The organism is Bacillus nitratireducens (assembly GCF_036320425.1).
In the GTDB taxonomy this organism is placed as follows: Bacteria; Bacillota; Bacilli; order Bacillales; family Bacillaceae_G; genus Bacillus_A; species Bacillus_A nitratireducens.
Window position 1 is genome coordinate 389189 of record NZ_JAUMJO010000001.1, and the last position, 14635, is coordinate 403823.

15 protein-coding genes and 2 pseudogenes are annotated in these 14635 nt (G+C 33.9%); 2 read left to right on the forward strand and 15 right to left on the reverse strand.

Annotated elements, in window-relative coordinates; all coding sequences use genetic code 11:
* Positions 1-16 precede the first annotated feature (16 nt).
* Positions 17-976 (reverse strand): oxygen-dependent tRNA uridine(34) hydroxylase TrhO, encoded by a 960-nt coding sequence (trhO, locus tag Q3V31_RS02060; protein WP_000246242.1) that lies wholly within the window; start codon positions 974-976, stop codon positions 17-19.
* A gap of 495 nt (positions 977-1471) precedes the next feature.
* On the opposite strand from trhO, the gene Q3V31_RS02065 reads away from it, so the two are divergent.
* Positions 1472-2767 (forward strand): Nramp family divalent metal transporter, encoded by a 1296-nt coding sequence (locus Q3V31_RS02065; protein WP_001030685.1) that lies wholly within the window; start codon positions 1472-1474, stop codon positions 2765-2767.
* A gap of 56 nt (positions 2768-2823) precedes the next feature.
* Here Q3V31_RS02065 and Q3V31_RS02070 read toward each other — a convergent pair whose 3' ends face one another.
* The 3 genes from Q3V31_RS02070 to Q3V31_RS02080 form a co-directional block, all read right to left on the reverse strand.
* On the reverse strand, positions 2824-3684 hold the full coding sequence (locus Q3V31_RS02070; RefSeq protein WP_097871856.1) for a M23 family metallopeptidase: 861 nt from the start codon (positions 3682-3684) through the stop codon (positions 2824-2826).
* 82 nt (positions 3685-3766) lie between these two features.
* On the reverse strand, positions 3767-4834 hold the full coding sequence (locus Q3V31_RS02075; RefSeq protein WP_130783381.1) for a sensor histidine kinase: 1068 nt from the start codon (positions 4832-4834) through the stop codon (positions 3767-3769).
* The gene (locus tag Q3V31_RS02080; RefSeq protein WP_097871853.1) at positions 4824-5522 is read right to left on the reverse strand and encodes a response regulator transcription factor; all 699 of its coding nucleotides are present in this window, start codon (positions 5520-5522) and stop codon (positions 4824-4826) included. The genes Q3V31_RS02075 and Q3V31_RS02080 overlap by 11 nt, the downstream gene beginning before the upstream one ends.
* A gap of 143 nt (positions 5523-5665) precedes the next feature.
* Here Q3V31_RS02080 and Q3V31_RS02085 point away from each other — a divergent pair, with 143 nt between their 5' ends.
* Positions 5666-6196 (forward strand): GNAT family N-acetyltransferase, encoded by a 531-nt coding sequence (locus tag Q3V31_RS02085; RefSeq protein WP_000483990.1) that lies wholly within the window; start codon positions 5666-5668, stop codon positions 6194-6196.
* Positions 6197-6359: 163 nt separating this feature from the next.
* On the opposite strand, the pseudogene Q3V31_RS02090 reads toward Q3V31_RS02085, so the two are convergent.
* From Q3V31_RS02090 to Q3V31_RS30945, 11 genes and pseudogenes are all read right to left on the reverse strand, one after another.
* Positions 6360-6619: pseudogene (locus Q3V31_RS02090) on the reverse strand (SPASM domain-containing protein); the annotation flags it as partial.
* A gap of 81 nt (positions 6620-6700) precedes the next feature.
* Positions 6701-8746: a class I SAM-dependent methyltransferase gene (locus tag Q3V31_RS02095; protein WP_329761892.1), complete on the reverse strand. Its 2046-nt coding sequence runs from the start codon at positions 8744-8746 to the stop codon at positions 6701-6703.
* Between the two features lie 83 nt (positions 8747-8829).
* On the reverse strand, positions 8830-9045 hold the full coding sequence (locus Q3V31_RS02100) for a hypothetical protein (protein WP_165615084.1): 216 nt from the start codon (positions 9043-9045) through the stop codon (positions 8830-8832).
* A gap of 26 nt (positions 9046-9071) precedes the next feature.
* The gene (locus tag Q3V31_RS02105; protein ID WP_097871849.1) at positions 9072-9452 is read right to left on the reverse strand and encodes a BA_1872 family lipoprotein; all 381 of its coding nucleotides are present in this window, start codon (positions 9450-9452) and stop codon (positions 9072-9074) included.
* 77 nt (positions 9453-9529) lie between these two features.
* The gene (locus Q3V31_RS02110; protein ID WP_000531358.1) at positions 9530-9814 is read right to left on the reverse strand and encodes a DUF4176 domain-containing protein; all 285 of its coding nucleotides are present in this window, start codon (positions 9812-9814) and stop codon (positions 9530-9532) included.
* Between the two features lies 1 nt (position 9815).
* A complete protein-coding gene (locus Q3V31_RS02115) occupies positions 9816-10025 on the reverse strand; it encodes a hypothetical protein (RefSeq protein ID WP_001036913.1) in 210 nt (69 codons plus the stop codon).
* Between the two features lie 14 nt (positions 10026-10039).
* Positions 10040-10825, reverse strand: a complete 786-nt coding sequence (locus tag Q3V31_RS02120; RefSeq protein ID WP_329761893.1) for a WXG100 family type VII secretion target — start codon at positions 10823-10825, stop codon at positions 10040-10042.
* 130 nt (positions 10826-10955) lie between these two features.
* Positions 10956-11741, reverse strand: coding sequence for an ABC transporter ATP-binding protein (locus tag Q3V31_RS02125; protein ID WP_329761894.1), 786 nt, complete (start codon positions 11739-11741; stop codon positions 10956-10958).
* 466 nt (positions 11742-12207) lie between these two features.
* Positions 12208-13836 (reverse strand): peptide ABC transporter substrate-binding protein, encoded by a 1629-nt coding sequence (locus Q3V31_RS02130; protein WP_097871845.1) that lies wholly within the window; start codon positions 13834-13836, stop codon positions 12208-12210.
* A 182-nt stretch (positions 13837-14018) separates the two neighbouring features.
* Positions 14019-14273, reverse strand: a pseudogene (locus Q3V31_RS02135) (replication-relaxation family protein); the annotation flags it as partial.
* Between the two features lie 169 nt (positions 14274-14442).
* Positions 14443-14607 (reverse strand): N-acetylmuramoyl-L-alanine amidase C-terminal domain-containing protein, encoded by a 165-nt coding sequence (locus tag Q3V31_RS30945; protein WP_369811979.1) that lies wholly within the window; start codon positions 14605-14607, stop codon positions 14443-14445.
* Positions 14608-14635: the final 28 nt, after the last annotated feature.

Genomic DNA, 14635 nt, shown 5'->3' on the forward strand with positions numbered 1-14635 from the left:
CTGTTTTCTATTATGCTTACTTCCCTGCTTCGATTTTTTCTAATGTAGCAGCTACTTGCTCTTCTGTTAATTCGTGTTGCACGATATAACGATTACGTGGGTGTACACGACATTCATGAGAACATGCACGTAAATGTTTTGCTTCGTTTTCTTCAGAACATAAAATTTTCTTATTACATTCTGGATTTGCACAGTTTACATAGCGCTCACAAGGTTCACCTGAAAAGTGGTCTTTACCAACGATAACATGTTCTTTTTGGTTTACTGGTACAGAGATACGCTCATCGAACACGTAACATTGTCCATCCCAAAGCTCACCTTGTACTTCTGGGTCTTTTCCGTACGTTACAATACCACCGTGAAGCTGACCTACATCTTCGTAACCTTCACGAACTAACCAACCAGAAAACTTCTCACAACGAATTCCGCCTGTACAGTATGTTAAAATCTTTTTACCTTCAAGTGTTTCTTTGTTTTCTCTAATCCAATCTGGCAATTCACGGAATGATTCAATATCCGGTTTAATCGCACCTTTAAAGTGACCTAGATCAAACTCATAATCATTTCGTGCATCAATGATAACTGTATCTTCTTGTTTCATTGCTTCATAAAAATCTTTTGGTTCTAAATAATTCCCAGTTATTTCTTTCGGATTAATGTCGTCTTCTAGACGAAGTGTCACTAACTCTGGGCGAGGACGTACGTGCATTTTCTTGAATGCATGCCCCTCTTCTTCATCTATTTTAAATACGATACCGTCAAAACGTGGATCATTGTTCATTGCTTCCATGTATTTCTCTGTTTGCTCTACAGTACCAGAACAAGTTCCATTAATTCCTTCTGTTGCTACAAGAATTCTTCCTTTTAACTCAAGTGATTTACAAAATTCTAAATGCTGTTCAGCAAATTCTTCTGGATTTTCAATTGTTGTGTACATGTAATATAGTAATACTCTATATGGTTTTGTAGTTGCCAATGTATTTCTACCACCTATCTAAATTTTAAAATCATGTATAAGTTAACGTTCATATCAAAACATATATAATAAGAAAATACATACTAAATTGTACTTAGCCTATTTTCTTCTATTTACAATTTTTTCTATAAGTTAACAAAAATAAAAACAAGATTACATCACAAAACACTATGGTTATGTTGTAATCCCAATATATTATATATCATACAATTTCATTTCCATCAATTAATATGCTGTAATATAGGCTCTATGTTCACATAAATTTCAAAAACAACCCTATAATTTATTATCTTCCCCCTTATTCAGCATCCATAAACTCCCAAAACATTTTTCACATCATCACACCATTCTTTGCACGAAGTCATATAATTTGCATTAAGGAAACTTTTATGTTCAAATGAAATTGCCACATAATATATTTAAATGTATTGAAATAATGTGTAAGAATAAATACAATAATTTCATCAAGTTAAGATTTCAAAGGGGAATACTACTATGAATAAAGATATAACAAAAGATGAACAAGTCCCTTCTCAAAGTACAACAGTTCAATCAGCCCATTTAGCATTAAGTGGACAAACAAAAGGCTTTAAAAGACTGTTACCATTCTTAGGACCTGCTTTTATCGCATCAGTTGCTTATATTGATCCCGGGAACTTCGCGACAAATATCGCGGCTGGGTCACAATATGGGTATTTATTACTTTGGGTAATACTCGCTTCTAATTTAATGGCTGTATTAATTCAAACTTTATCAGCCAAATTAGGAATCGCTACTGGGAGAAATCTTCCTGAAGTAGCTCGCGAAAACTTCCCCAAACCAGTTTCCATTGGTTTATGGATACAAGGGGAACTCGTTATTATGGCTACAGATTTAGCTGAATTTATCGGAGCAGCACTCGGCTTATACTTACTATTTGGAATTCCGATGTTACCAGCTGCTTTAATTACAGCGGTTGGGTCATTTATTATTCTTGAATTTCAACGCAGAGGCTTTCGTCCATTAGAAGCTATCATTACAGGGATGATTTTTATCGTTGTTATCGCTTTTGGTATCCAAGTCTTTTACGCAAAACCGGAATTAAGTCCTCTACTCTCAGGGCTTTTCACTCCAAAATTCCAAGGTGTAGATAGCATCCTTTTAGCAGCTGGAATTTTAGGTGCGACAGTAATGCCGCACGCGATATATTTACATTCGGCCTTAACGCAGCGCCGCGTAGTCGGAACAAATGATGAACAAAAGAAAAAGATTTTCCGCTTCGAGTTTATTGATATCATTATCGCAATGGTTATCGCTGGAGCAATTAATGCGAGTATGTTAATTGTTGCTGCTGCACTATTCTTTAAAAACGGCTTGCATGTTGAAGATCTTGATGTTGCTTTTAACCAGTTCAGTACTTTAGTCGGTCCTGTATCAGCTGCTTTATTTGGAATTGGGCTCTTATCAGCAGGACTATCTAGCTCTTCTGTCGGTACAATGTCAGGTGACATTATTATGCAAGGTTTCATTCGAATGCATATTCCGTTATACTTACGCCGTTTTATTACAATGATTCCACCATTAGTTATTATCGCTTTAGGTGTAAATCCAACTTACGCTCTCGTTATGAGTCAAGTTGTCTTATCTTTCGGTATTGCCTTTGCATTAGTACCACTTATTATGTTTACAAGCAGTAAAAAAATTATGGGTGCACTCGTTAACCACCGCATAACAACCTTTATCGCTTGGATCATTGCTGCACTTGTTATCATTTTAAATATTTTCTTACTGTATCAAACATTTGTAGGTTAATGAAAAAAGGTATTCCAATAAAACTGGAATACCTTTTTTAGCGAAGTAATTCTCTTCTAATTACCTCTTATGTATGTACCTCTTTCTGGCATTATCGCACCTTTTTCAGTTCGAAAATAAAGTGGTAATCCTTCCGAAAGAAATATGCTCACCTTAGATGGATCCTGCCTTTGATGATGAATATGTAAATGGGGCTCACTTGAACTTCCTGAGTTACCGACTTGGGCAAGTACCTCTCCTTCATTTACATGTTCGCCTTCCCTCACTTTAATTGATCCTTTTTTTAAATGGGCAAGAATCAAAAATGTCCCTGATTCATCTAGTCGTAAATAAATATGATTCCCCGCCATTGACTCAAAATCATCCGATCCCGGAACTACATCTTTTTCATCGTTATTGATTGATACAACTGTTCCAGAAGCTGGTGCCATTACTTTCGCTCCATATATTCCATAATCCTCTAACTTACTACTTTTCACTTCAGCAGGCGGAATAAGAATATCATATGCCCATCGTTCATTTGGTTTTATAACATGATAGTTCGTTTCTAATCGATCACCGCCCCAGCCCACTAATGCTCGTTCATTTAAGGGAAAACGAACGACTATTTTAGGGCTCATAGAATGTACATCTGCTGGATAAGCAAGTCCCCCTATGTTAGCAAACCATCCTAAAGGCCAAGCTCCAATTATAGAGAAAAGAACTATGAAGAGTAGTATTCTATCTATTCGCTTTCTGAAAATGCCTTTCCACACAAATAGTAATGCTGACCCTATCAAAATAAAGATTGATACTAAGCTAAAAGCTTGTATAATCCACCAAAAAATGACTGATATAACACCATTAGCTAAATAAGCTACACTCCAACTTGTCATTAAAAAAGCAGCTAAAATTACTAATACATATTTCTTCCACATGTTGTATCCCTACTCTCATATCTTTGTTCTAAATGATACGAAGTGAAAATTACGACATACAAAAGAAATACTTACGACTTTCTTACATTTCTTTATACTGCGGTAAAACAATAGTGAAAACCGTTTCTTTATCGTTACTACGTACAGTGATATCTCCTTTATGAAGTTCCGCTATACTTCTCGCAATTGCAAGTCCCATTCCTTTTCCACCCGTATGAGAGCTACGTGATTTTTCACCACGATAAAACTTCTCAAAAACGTAAGTAAGGTTCTCTTTCGGAATACATTGTCCAAAATTTGTAATTTCTACTTCAACATTCATGTCTCTTTTAGAAACTTGAATTAAAATCTCTTTTCCGTCTTTCCCGTACATAATACTATTACTAATTACATTTTCGAATAGCCTCACCATAAGCGCTACATCAATTTCCACATGTAACTCTTTATCACCTTTAATACAAAAGCTCATATCGGCATCATCTAGCTGTGGTACAAAATCAATCATGATTTGTTCAATGAATGCTTTCATATTTACTACACTTTTATGTAATTCAATCTCTCTATAATTTATTTGACAATATTCTAATAAACCATTTACTTGATTTTTTAATTCATAACTTTTTCGCTTTAATATACTTACATACTGTTCACATTCTTCTCCATTTGAATGAAGCTGATTCCCTAACAGGTCCGCGTAACCTATTAGAGATGTTACAGGTGTTCGTAAGTCATGAGAAATATTACTAATCATTTCATTTTTCATTTCCTGCGATTTTTTTTCATTCTCGATAGACTCTTTTAAATTTTTGGCCATTCTATTAACATTTGCTGCTAATTCACCAATCTCGTCATTTTTTGAAATAGGTATATGTATTTCCAAATTACCACTACTTATTTCCTTCACACTCTTGTTAATTTCAGATAATCTTTTCATCATTGTTTTTGTCATGAATGCAAAGTATATTGTAGTAAAAATTAAAAAAGCTATTAAATATAAAAATGAATATTTTTCCTCTAACGCAGTAACATGACTATATATATTTCCAATTACAATTTGAAACGCTATTATACTTACAGTTGCTAACAAAATGCTACATATGAACGCGATAAAAAACTTAGCTCTAATGCCTTGTAATGATTTAATCTTCAATTTTATATCCGACTCCCCAAACATTTTGAATAAACTTCGGCTCTTTTGAATTCTCTTCAATTTTATTTCTCAATCTTGCAATATGAACCATTACTGTATTATTACTTTCATGGGCCCTTTCTTTCCAAACGCTCTCATATATTTCTTCAATAGTGAACACACGATTCCTCGTAACTGCCATTAAGCACAAAATATCATATTCAGTTTTCGTAAGATTGATTGTTTCTCCATATAACATTACTGTTCTCGACACTTCATCTATTTCTAAACCTCTAATGTTTATTTTCTTTTCTATTACTTGAACGGTATTTTGATTAAAATATGTATACCTTCTTAATTGAGCTTTCACTCTTGCTATAAATTCAATTGTACTAAACGGCTTCACAATATAATCATCTGCCCCAGTGCTAAATCCAATTACTTTATCTACATCTGATGATTTAGCGCTTAAAAACATAATTGGCAAACTATATTTCTCTCTTATCCTTCTACACAATTCAATCCCATCCATTTGAGGCATCATAACATCAAGGATAGCAAGTTGAACATCATTATTATTCAATACCTCTAACGCCTCTTCTCCGTTGTCAGCACTAAAAACAGTAAAACCTTCTTGCTCTAAATTTACGTTAATGAATCGAATAATATCTCGATCATCATCTACAATTAAAATTGAGTTTTTCTCCATATCTAAACCTCTTTTTGAAATATATTCCACAATCAATTTTAACATAAATTAAAATCATCATTATACCTTGAATAATCTTTATTTTCAGATTAAAGTGTACAATAACAAATACATTCTAGTTTCATATGAACAGGAGTGAAGGCATGTTCCCTATATTAAAAACTGAGCGACTTATTTTAAGAGAACTTACTGAAGAAGATGCGCCGAGTATATTAGATTGCTTTTCTAATTCCGATGTCCTGCGCCATTATGGCCAAAAACCATTACAAAATCTCGATCAAGTAAAGCAAATCCTTAACAATTTCAAGTTGAGTTACAATGAAAGACGCGGTATAAAATGGGGCATCGAATTAAAAGACAAGAAAGGAATCGTTGGAACAATTGGTTTTCATGATTGGTCTTCTGAACATAAACGAGCAAATATTAGTTATGCCTTTTTGCCTGAACACTGGGGAAATGGATATGCTACTGAGGCAGTTTCTGAAATAATAGGTTACGGCTTCAATACGCTCCATTTAAAACGTATCGGGGCAATTGTCTTTCTTGAAAACGAGGCTTCAAATAAAGTGCTATTAAAATTAGGTTTTGAAAAAGAAGGAGTTCTAAAAAATTATATGTATCAAGATGATATTCCATATGATACGAATTTTTATTCTTTATTAAAATCGGTTTAATAGAATTAATGTGTAAAAACTCATATCAGTACAACGGATTCAGGTAGTGGATTTTTAATGAGGGGTGGAAAAACGAACGGTTTTCATTTCTTAGATCATCGTACGACTGATGCGAAGTACAATACATTATACAATCTAAAAAAAACGGTACATGAGCAAAATCTTACTCATGTACCGTTTTTACGTTCTTTTTCTGTTTTCGCAATGCTTTTGGAATGTATACACAGAAAAGTTCACTTTCCATGTAATACCTCGTCATCGCATATACTCTAGAACGAGATCCCCACAAACATATCGAAACTCACAAACACCGCACTTTCCTTTATACTTATCCGGATTACGAAGGTTTTGAAAAACAGGGGAGTTTCGATAAATTTCAGCTAGCGATGTTGTTCTAATATTCCCAGTTTTAATCGGCAATAGTTCCTTCTCTTGTAAAACGACCACTAAGAACTACTAAACATAAAACAAATAAAAATGTATTTTTAAAAGTTTTCAACATCATTACCTCTTTTCTAAAACCATAAAGAACGTACTATCCGGTAGCGCAGCTGCATTCCCAGACTCATCTTTAAATTCGATTTTCTCGCTAAGATGATTTGTATAGCCATCCTGCAAATAGTTCATAGCTTGAACGATGTTTACTTTATCTCCAAAGATACCCTTTACGAAATCCTTATAGTCGTTTGGTGTAAAGATTCCAAACTGCTCCTGCACCTCATGAACGAAGGAATCCTCGCCCCAGGTATACGTATATAAGAACTCCATCGCATCGTTAACAGGCATTTTGACTGTATTGTCTGCAAGTACCTCATACTGGATTATACGCCCCTTAAATTCATGGACATACTGCTCTAAGAACTTCATTCCGCCCGCATCTTTAAAACGAATCACACGCATTAACGTTTTATCTTCGGTCATGATGCCATCACGAATGATAATACGCCCCCCTGGCTTTAACACCTCGTAGGCACTTTGCAGCCCCTTTTTAATTACTTCATGATTGAATTTCTTACCTCCATACTCGATATAAGAAAACAGCTCATGAAGGATAGAAGAATATACAATCGTATCAACCGATTCTTTATCAAACGAGCTACTTAAGTTGATTGCATCCCCTTTAATGACGTCCCAAGACCGACCCTCTTTCTGCTTCTTCTTTTTCAACGTATCAATCACGTTTTCAGAAATATCGATACCGTAGATTCGTTTGTTCTCAGTCTCTTCTTCGATCATATCTAGCATGACACCACCACCGGCTCCGACATCTACAACCGTATCTCCCTTTATATAATCAAGAATAATTCGTTTATCATCAGCCGAACTATTCATATGCTCCAGATACACTTCTTCGTTATGGAATCTATCATACGCATCCTTACGTAACCCGAAGAAATCAAATAGCAGCACATTTGCCCGAGCATGCATCATATCTATCTTTTCTGCCTCTACACAGAAGGTAATTAACGCCTCACCTACAGCAGAAAACTGAAACGACACGTACGCAGTCTTCATATCTTCATCAACTTTAGCCTCAAAAGAAACATGCGTTGTATCCGGCTTCTCGTTCTCACGGTACTCCCGTAGATACTTCTCAATAACCCGCTTACGATACACGTTGTCCTTCTTCTCGCCTTTGAAATCATAGTGCAACTGCTGCATCAATGTCTCGAAATGGATATGCTGAACCTTTCCAGTGCCTATCTCGTTCTTTAACATAACAAAAACTGTCCAAATATCCTCGAAGCTAAGAGCATGCATAGACGGTTCTACATACCACAAATCCTTATCAGATAAGAAGGGTTGAACGCCACTCTTCTCGCTCCCCATAATTATATCTTTTTCAAATGCTGACTCCTTATTTTTTGGCGTGAGTCTATGTATGCGAGAAGTAAATGGCTCCACATAACCATCAAACAGACCATCAATTGTAATCTTCACATCGTCCTTTACTTCACTCCACAAGGATTTTGATACGCCCTCAATAATACATTGATTAAGATAGTATAGAATCTCCTTTAACCTAACGTCTCCGTACTCTTCTTTATATGTGTTAATCAAATCAACATGAGAGTCTAAGCGAGCCTCCCCGCGGATATATTGTCCGATTAATCCATGTGTTCTAATTAAATCTCGAACAAACAAATACTCAGTAGAATTTAAGTTTGTCTCTATACGTTCGCTAAACTGAATATCAGTAAAGATATCAGCAGAACCCTCGTTATGTACCAATAGGTTTATCCCGTTTTTCTTCCATTGCTCCCGCTGTTTTAAAGAGCCTACCTTTGCAAGCTCACTATACGTTAATACCTGTTCAATAATGCGATACGCTTCTTCATCTAAAGACAACCCCTCTAACACTTGCAGCGTACGGTGTACATAGTACAACACCGCATCTGTCTTTAATGCACCGAGTACCTGTACATTCTCATAGTTTTGATGTATCTCCTCTGCCTCGATTAGATGCTTTAACCACGTAGGGAGAGCATCAGAAAATCCTTCAATGTATTTGTTTAGAACTTCAATGTTTTTCAACTTATTTACCCCCATATATAATCAATATCTGTAGTAAGGTCTGGGACACCTTCTCCAAAAAGATCATCACCTTATGTCCCCCTAAATGCTACTACTTGCTATTTACCATCTACATCTCTTTCAAATACAAATGCATCAAATCCAGTCTTTTTATCATGTAAAAGAGAGTTATCGATTTCGTTACTAACATGCCAAGTTTGTAACACATTCTTTTGTTCATCTCTTATTTTAGCTTCATCAGGAATTTCGGCGGAACACTTCTTAAATTGATGAACATATATTGTGACAGAATCAACTGAAAATGGAAACGGCAAGCGGGTGCACTCCACTTGCCGTTTTTTCATAACTTAGTATGTATTTGAATTTCTTTTGCTTTCTCTTTTTCACCCTTCACACGTACAATTAAATCATATGATCCGGATTTTGGCGCTTCAAAAGAAAGCAGACCTTCTTTTTGAGAAGTGACTTCTTCTTCATAAATAACCTTATCATCTTTTGTAACTTGCAATAAAATCGTACCTTCTTCAACGGCTGCTTCATAAGGAATTTCCACATTTCCTTTTTCAGCTTTAAGCGTTTGCACATCGTAATACCCTTGCAACGAACCAATTTTCAAAGTCGTTTCGCCATTTTTTTGAACCTTTGTGACTTGTGTTGCTGTATTGCATGCGCTTAACAATACAACAAGAGTGAGAATCATAAATATACGTAATGATTTCATAGAAATTCCCCTTTTTTATGTATATGAATTAAGATTCATTCTTTAACTATTTCAAAAACACCAACAGCTTAAAAGAATCACTGCTTTTCTTCAATTTCTTTTTTAAATAATTTTTGAAACTCTAATTCTGTTTCATTAATAAAACCGAGATGTAACACACTAGAGATATCTTCATGATTCAAAAAGAAATTGTACTCCGAAGAAATATTACCATGAGGGAAATAACAACATACATAATCCCATGTTTTTTTTGTTTCAGAATCCATCTGTCTTCTTCCATAAACCATTAATGGATGCTCCCAATCTTTAAACATTACAACAGAACCTATTGGAAGTAATTCTAACTCTAAATTTTGTCCCATCTTATTTCGCACCTCTTAAAATAGCTTTTTTTACAATAAAATAAATAATAGAAAATAGTAAACAAGCTCCAATTGTACCGAATATTGCAACTGAAATGTTACCTGCTAATGATTCATTTGGATCTAATGCATTAGGTAAAACTGTCCCAAAAATTGCAATGCAAGCTAATATAATCATAAAATATTTTAAAATTTTTACTTTCTTATTCACACTAATTTTCCCCTTTATTCTTTAATAGCAAACTCTCCACCAAATCCCCATAAACCTACACCAGGACCAAATGGCACATGGAATTTTATTCCGTTTTTTCCAGCTTCTAAAGATCCACCGACTGTCCCAAGTGACGCCGATCCTCCAATTTGTAATTTTTTATCAGAAAATGGAAGAGGAATTTTTATAGCACTCTCATATTTTACTAGGGTAGCTTCAGCTCCTATATGTAAATTCCCATTTTCTACATGAGCACCTAACTCTGCAGTAGCAAGTGCTACTTTAGCTTCACCCCCTACTCCAAATCCTCTAATATTCTCTTGTTCTATTCCAGCTTGAGCTACTGTAAAACCAACCATAGGTCCATAAGTTTGTTCCCTCTTTTCTTTATCTTTCACATCAAATCTATCATAAGTACGAGAACTTACAAATGGCTCCGCTTCAAGTGTCAGACCCTTAATAAATAAACCACCATAACCCTTGTCCTCTACAAATGAATTTTCATACTTTTTACCATTGACTACATTACCAATTCCTTTTACAACTACTCCAACACCTAATTCAGCTGCTGATTTTGAATTCATCAAAAGTGAGTCATTTTTAGAACTTTCAGGTGAATATTCCAAATCAGCCTTTTCAAATTTCTCTGCTATACGAATTAATTCATCTTCTATTTGTTTTAATATATTAAGAAAAGATTCATGTGCTTTATTCATTCTAGGTAAATCATTATAAAAACTTAAACTTGATGCACCAATCCATCTCATTTGAAGATTAAATAATTCCCCTTGAATATTCAAATGACGATCTAATTCTACATTCCTAGCATATTTAAAATTCTTTGCAATTCTTCCGGTTTAACTTGTATATTCCCCATTTATATCCCCCTAATAACACATTCAATAAATTCTATAACATAAACATTTAATTCTAATCATTAAAAATTCTACTTTTTCTTACTTTAATTGTCTCTAAAATATAGATAAGAACCCCTAAACCAAATATCTTTTCAGCATCAGAGATATTATTACCTAATTTAATAATGGGTACATTTAATCCGAATCTTTCACTCCATTCTAAAGGCATATATCCTCTTTTACAGTTTATTAATATACGATTATCCGTTGTACGAAAAGACGTTTCAAAAAAGTCAAATTCCACTTCAATCTCAGAAAGTTTTATCTCTTTTTCATTCATTAAAGAACCACGTACCATTCCAAATCCCTGTACAATATTTTCTTTAAACATACCTACACAATTATAATTTGAATCATAAATAGCCCAATCATAATTTTCAGATTCACTATGAAAATATGCAAGTATTTCTCCATTATTTGTTTCCAATCCAAAAACTTGTTTATTTTTAAAAAAAGGTAATGTTGAAGAAGTCATCTTTGTTCCTGCTACATATTTCCCATCAGGAGTATATAAACCCAAATGCTTATTACTTTCGGGCAATTCTAATAAAATGTAAGTATCGATATCCCAAAAATTTAAACCGCTTTCAACTATATTCTCTTTTAATAAATTCCCTTTTCTTAATTGCCAAAATCCAATACCAAAAACAACAAACGAAACTATAATAATGAAAATTACTGGTCCCCAATTAATATTACCCCAGGTATTATACATACCAATTAATCCATAAAGAAAAAGCCCAATTCCAATCAGACACTTAAACTTCCCCTTTTTTTTATAATACTCAAATAATTCCACACAAACACCTCTATCAATTCATCTTAATACCCCAAATTACCTTTTAAGTATACCAAGGACAAAATATATAATCTAATATTTTTTTTATATAATTAAAAACAAGCATAGTTACAGTAAGAAAATGCTTGTATGCTGATCTGTACTGCATTCCCTTATTCCATGTATGCTATATTTCTATTCTTCTTTTTCTAATATTAAAATCCTACAAAGAATAGAATAACATTCGTATATTTCGTTTTTAAATTATGTGAATCAAGGGCGAATTCAGCTTTTTTTAACTATTTAATTTCATTTACTACTAACTTCTTTTTACTTAAATAAATTGCTCGATCTAATTTTTTACAATTTCTTATGAATACATAACTACAATTTTTCATTTATCTCCTTTATAAGGTGGGAACACCACTAAAAGATTCCCCTGCACTCTGTAAAAAAAACCTTACTTTTAAAAGTAAGGTTTTTTTATTTACTTCTTATCAATATAGGCATTCCTATAAGTATAAACGCCACCAAATTGATGCTTCTCAATTCCTTTTACATAATCCTTTTGTACGTATGCTGAGCCCATTTGATAAAGCGGTGCCACCGCAGCATCCTCTAACAGAATACGCTCGACCTCTTGCAATGCTTCCCATCTTTTCTTCTGATTTAGTACTAGATCGCTTTTCGCTTTCTTTATTAATTCATCATAGTGACGGTTAGAATAATTCATTTTGTTATTCGGATTATCCGTCGTAAAGAGTTCTAAATAACTAATTGGGTCTTTATAGTCCGGCCCCCAATTTGCCATAGATATTTCGTAATCTCCTGTTTGTTCTAACTGTAATTTTTGCTTAAATGGCTGTTGTTTAATTTGTATCGTTAATCCTTGCAAATTCTTTTCTAAGTCACCTTTTATATATTCTGCCATACGTTTTGCATTATCTTGTTCATATGTTAAAAATTCAAGTTTTACTTCGTCTACTCCCAGTTCTTTTTTCGCTTCTTCCCAAATCTTTTTCGCATTTTGCAAATCATATGGAGAAAGATCTCCGTTTTCTTTTCTAAAATCTTTACCAGTCTCTTCATTTATATGACCAGCCGGTACAAGCCCACTTGCAGGTTTTGCTCCGTTATTAATAAAGTGAGCGACGAAATCATCTTTATTTAACGCTAATGAAATAGATTGACGTACCTTTTTATTTGCTAACGCTTTATTTTTTTCATTAAAACGAAGCATAGCAATTCCAGGATCGCTCGACATATGTAATTCCTTACTGCCTTTATACTTGTCTACAAATTGAGAATTAATAGGCACTCGATCTAAATCACCAGCTTCGTATAAATTAACAACCGTCATTGTATCTTTTACAATTTGAAAGTTTATTTCGTCTAATTTCACTTTCTTTTCATCCCAATATGTAGCATTCTTCTTTAATTGAAACTCTTGTTCATGCTTCCACTTCTCTAATACAAATGGGCCGTTATATATGAGATTACTAGGTTCGAGCCCGTAATTTCCCCCTTGTTCTTTCAAAAATGATTCATGCTGTGGTAAGTATATAGGTAGGGCTAGCAACTGTAAGAAATATGGAATCGGCTGTTCTAGTTCCACTTCTAACTTATAATCATTTATGACTTTAACCCCGAGTTCATCAAGAGGCATTGTCCCTCTGTTTATTTCTTTTGCATTTTTTATATAAAACAGCATGTATGCATATTGGGACGCTGTTTCAGCACTTACCGCTTTTCTCCACGCAAACATAAAATCATTTGCTGTTACTGAATCTCCATTAGACCACTTTGCATTTTTACGCAAATCAAATGTATATTTTTTACCATCTTCACTTCTTTCAAAAGATTTTGCTATAGCGGGAGTTGGATTATCTTGATCATCTAGCACATACAATCCCTCAAATATGTTTTGCATAACGTGTGCTGATGTACCATCCATCGTTTTCGTAGTATCAAGGGAAGGAATTTCTTCTGATACTGTTACATTTAACACTTGTTTTTTAGCTTCTACATCACTTTTATTCGCTTTATTATTACAAGCTGTTAAAAATAAAGATGTAACAAGTGCCATTACCATTAAACGGCTCTTTTTTCGCTTCATGAATTGCGCTCCTTAAATATAAAATATTATAAAACGTTATATTTTGTTACTTCCATAATAATAAACCATTATTCATTATTAGTGGTTAATTATTCTCATTTTATTTAGCAACATATCAGCGATATTTTATGTCTATTTCGTATAGGTGTTAGCAAGTTCGTTTGCAAACTTGTTAGCGCTTTTTATATTTCTTCTATTACATACACTTTCACAAACACATCATACTTAGCTGCTAACTCTTCCATTTTCTTTCCTCTGTATTTTGGGACAGTAAAGAAATGAATGACTGGCATCTTCCCGTTATATTTCTGCTTATATATTTGTGTGAACTCTTCATACTTTTTTAACTTCTCTTCATTCACTTTCATTTTCTGTGACCGATCTACTTCGACTCCATGAAGTATCCCTTCTTCGTCACGAAATTTCACATCAGGAATATAAAAAAATATGAGGTAACATTGAAATCATCATTCCAGATGAAATAAAGAAAGAACACAAAAAAGAATTAAAGAGAATGGAGATAGCTCATCCTCAAAAATAAAAATAAAAGCCGTAATTAACGGCTTTTATTTTTTGTCACCAAACTATTCTTTTGTTAAAAAATTATTAATTCACTTTAATATATTCATACCACCACTTACCACCTGGTCGAGTATCCATCCACCAAGTGATTTTATCTAGTTCTGAATTAGGCAATACCTCAGTTTGGATATAAGCAAGACCTGTTAATGGATTAACAACAACTTTCCCCTTTGTTCCTCGTTCAACCATAGCTTGAATCGCTTCATTTAGATGGTTT

Excerpts from the sequence above, each read along its gene's own strand:
- Q3V31_RS02105 (WP_097871849.1), bottom strand. The coding sequence starts at position 9,452 with ATGAAATCATTACGTATATTTATGATTCTCACTCTTGTTGTATTGTTA.
- Q3V31_RS02065 (WP_001030685.1), top strand. The coding sequence starts at position 1,472 with ATGAATAAAGATATAACAAAAGATGAACAAGTCCCTTCTCAAAGTACA.
- Q3V31_RS30945 (WP_369811979.1), bottom strand. The coding sequence starts at position 14,607 with ATGGTTGAACGAGGAACAAAGGGGAAAGTTGTTGTTAATCCATTAACA.
- Q3V31_RS02070 (WP_097871856.1), bottom strand. The coding sequence starts at position 3,684 with ATGTGGAAGAAATATGTATTAGTAATTTTAGCTGCTTTTTTAATGACA.
- Q3V31_RS02085 (WP_000483990.1), top strand. The coding sequence starts at position 5,666 with ATGTTCCCTATATTAAAAACTGAGCGACTTATTTTAAGAGAACTTACT.
- Q3V31_RS02110 (WP_000531358.1), bottom strand. The coding sequence starts at position 9,814 with ATGGGACAAAATTTAGAGTTAGAATTACTTCCAATAGGTTCTGTTGTA.
- Q3V31_RS02130 (WP_097871845.1), bottom strand. The coding sequence starts at position 13,836 with ATGAAGCGAAAAAAGAGCCGTTTAATGGTAATGGCACTTGTTACATCT.
- Q3V31_RS02080 (WP_097871853.1), bottom strand. The coding sequence starts at position 5,522 with ATGGAGAAAAACTCAATTTTAATTGTAGATGATGATCGAGATATTATT.
- Q3V31_RS02095 (WP_329761892.1), bottom strand. The coding sequence starts at position 8,746 with ATGGGGGTAAATAAGTTGAAAAACATTGAAGTTCTAAACAAATACATT.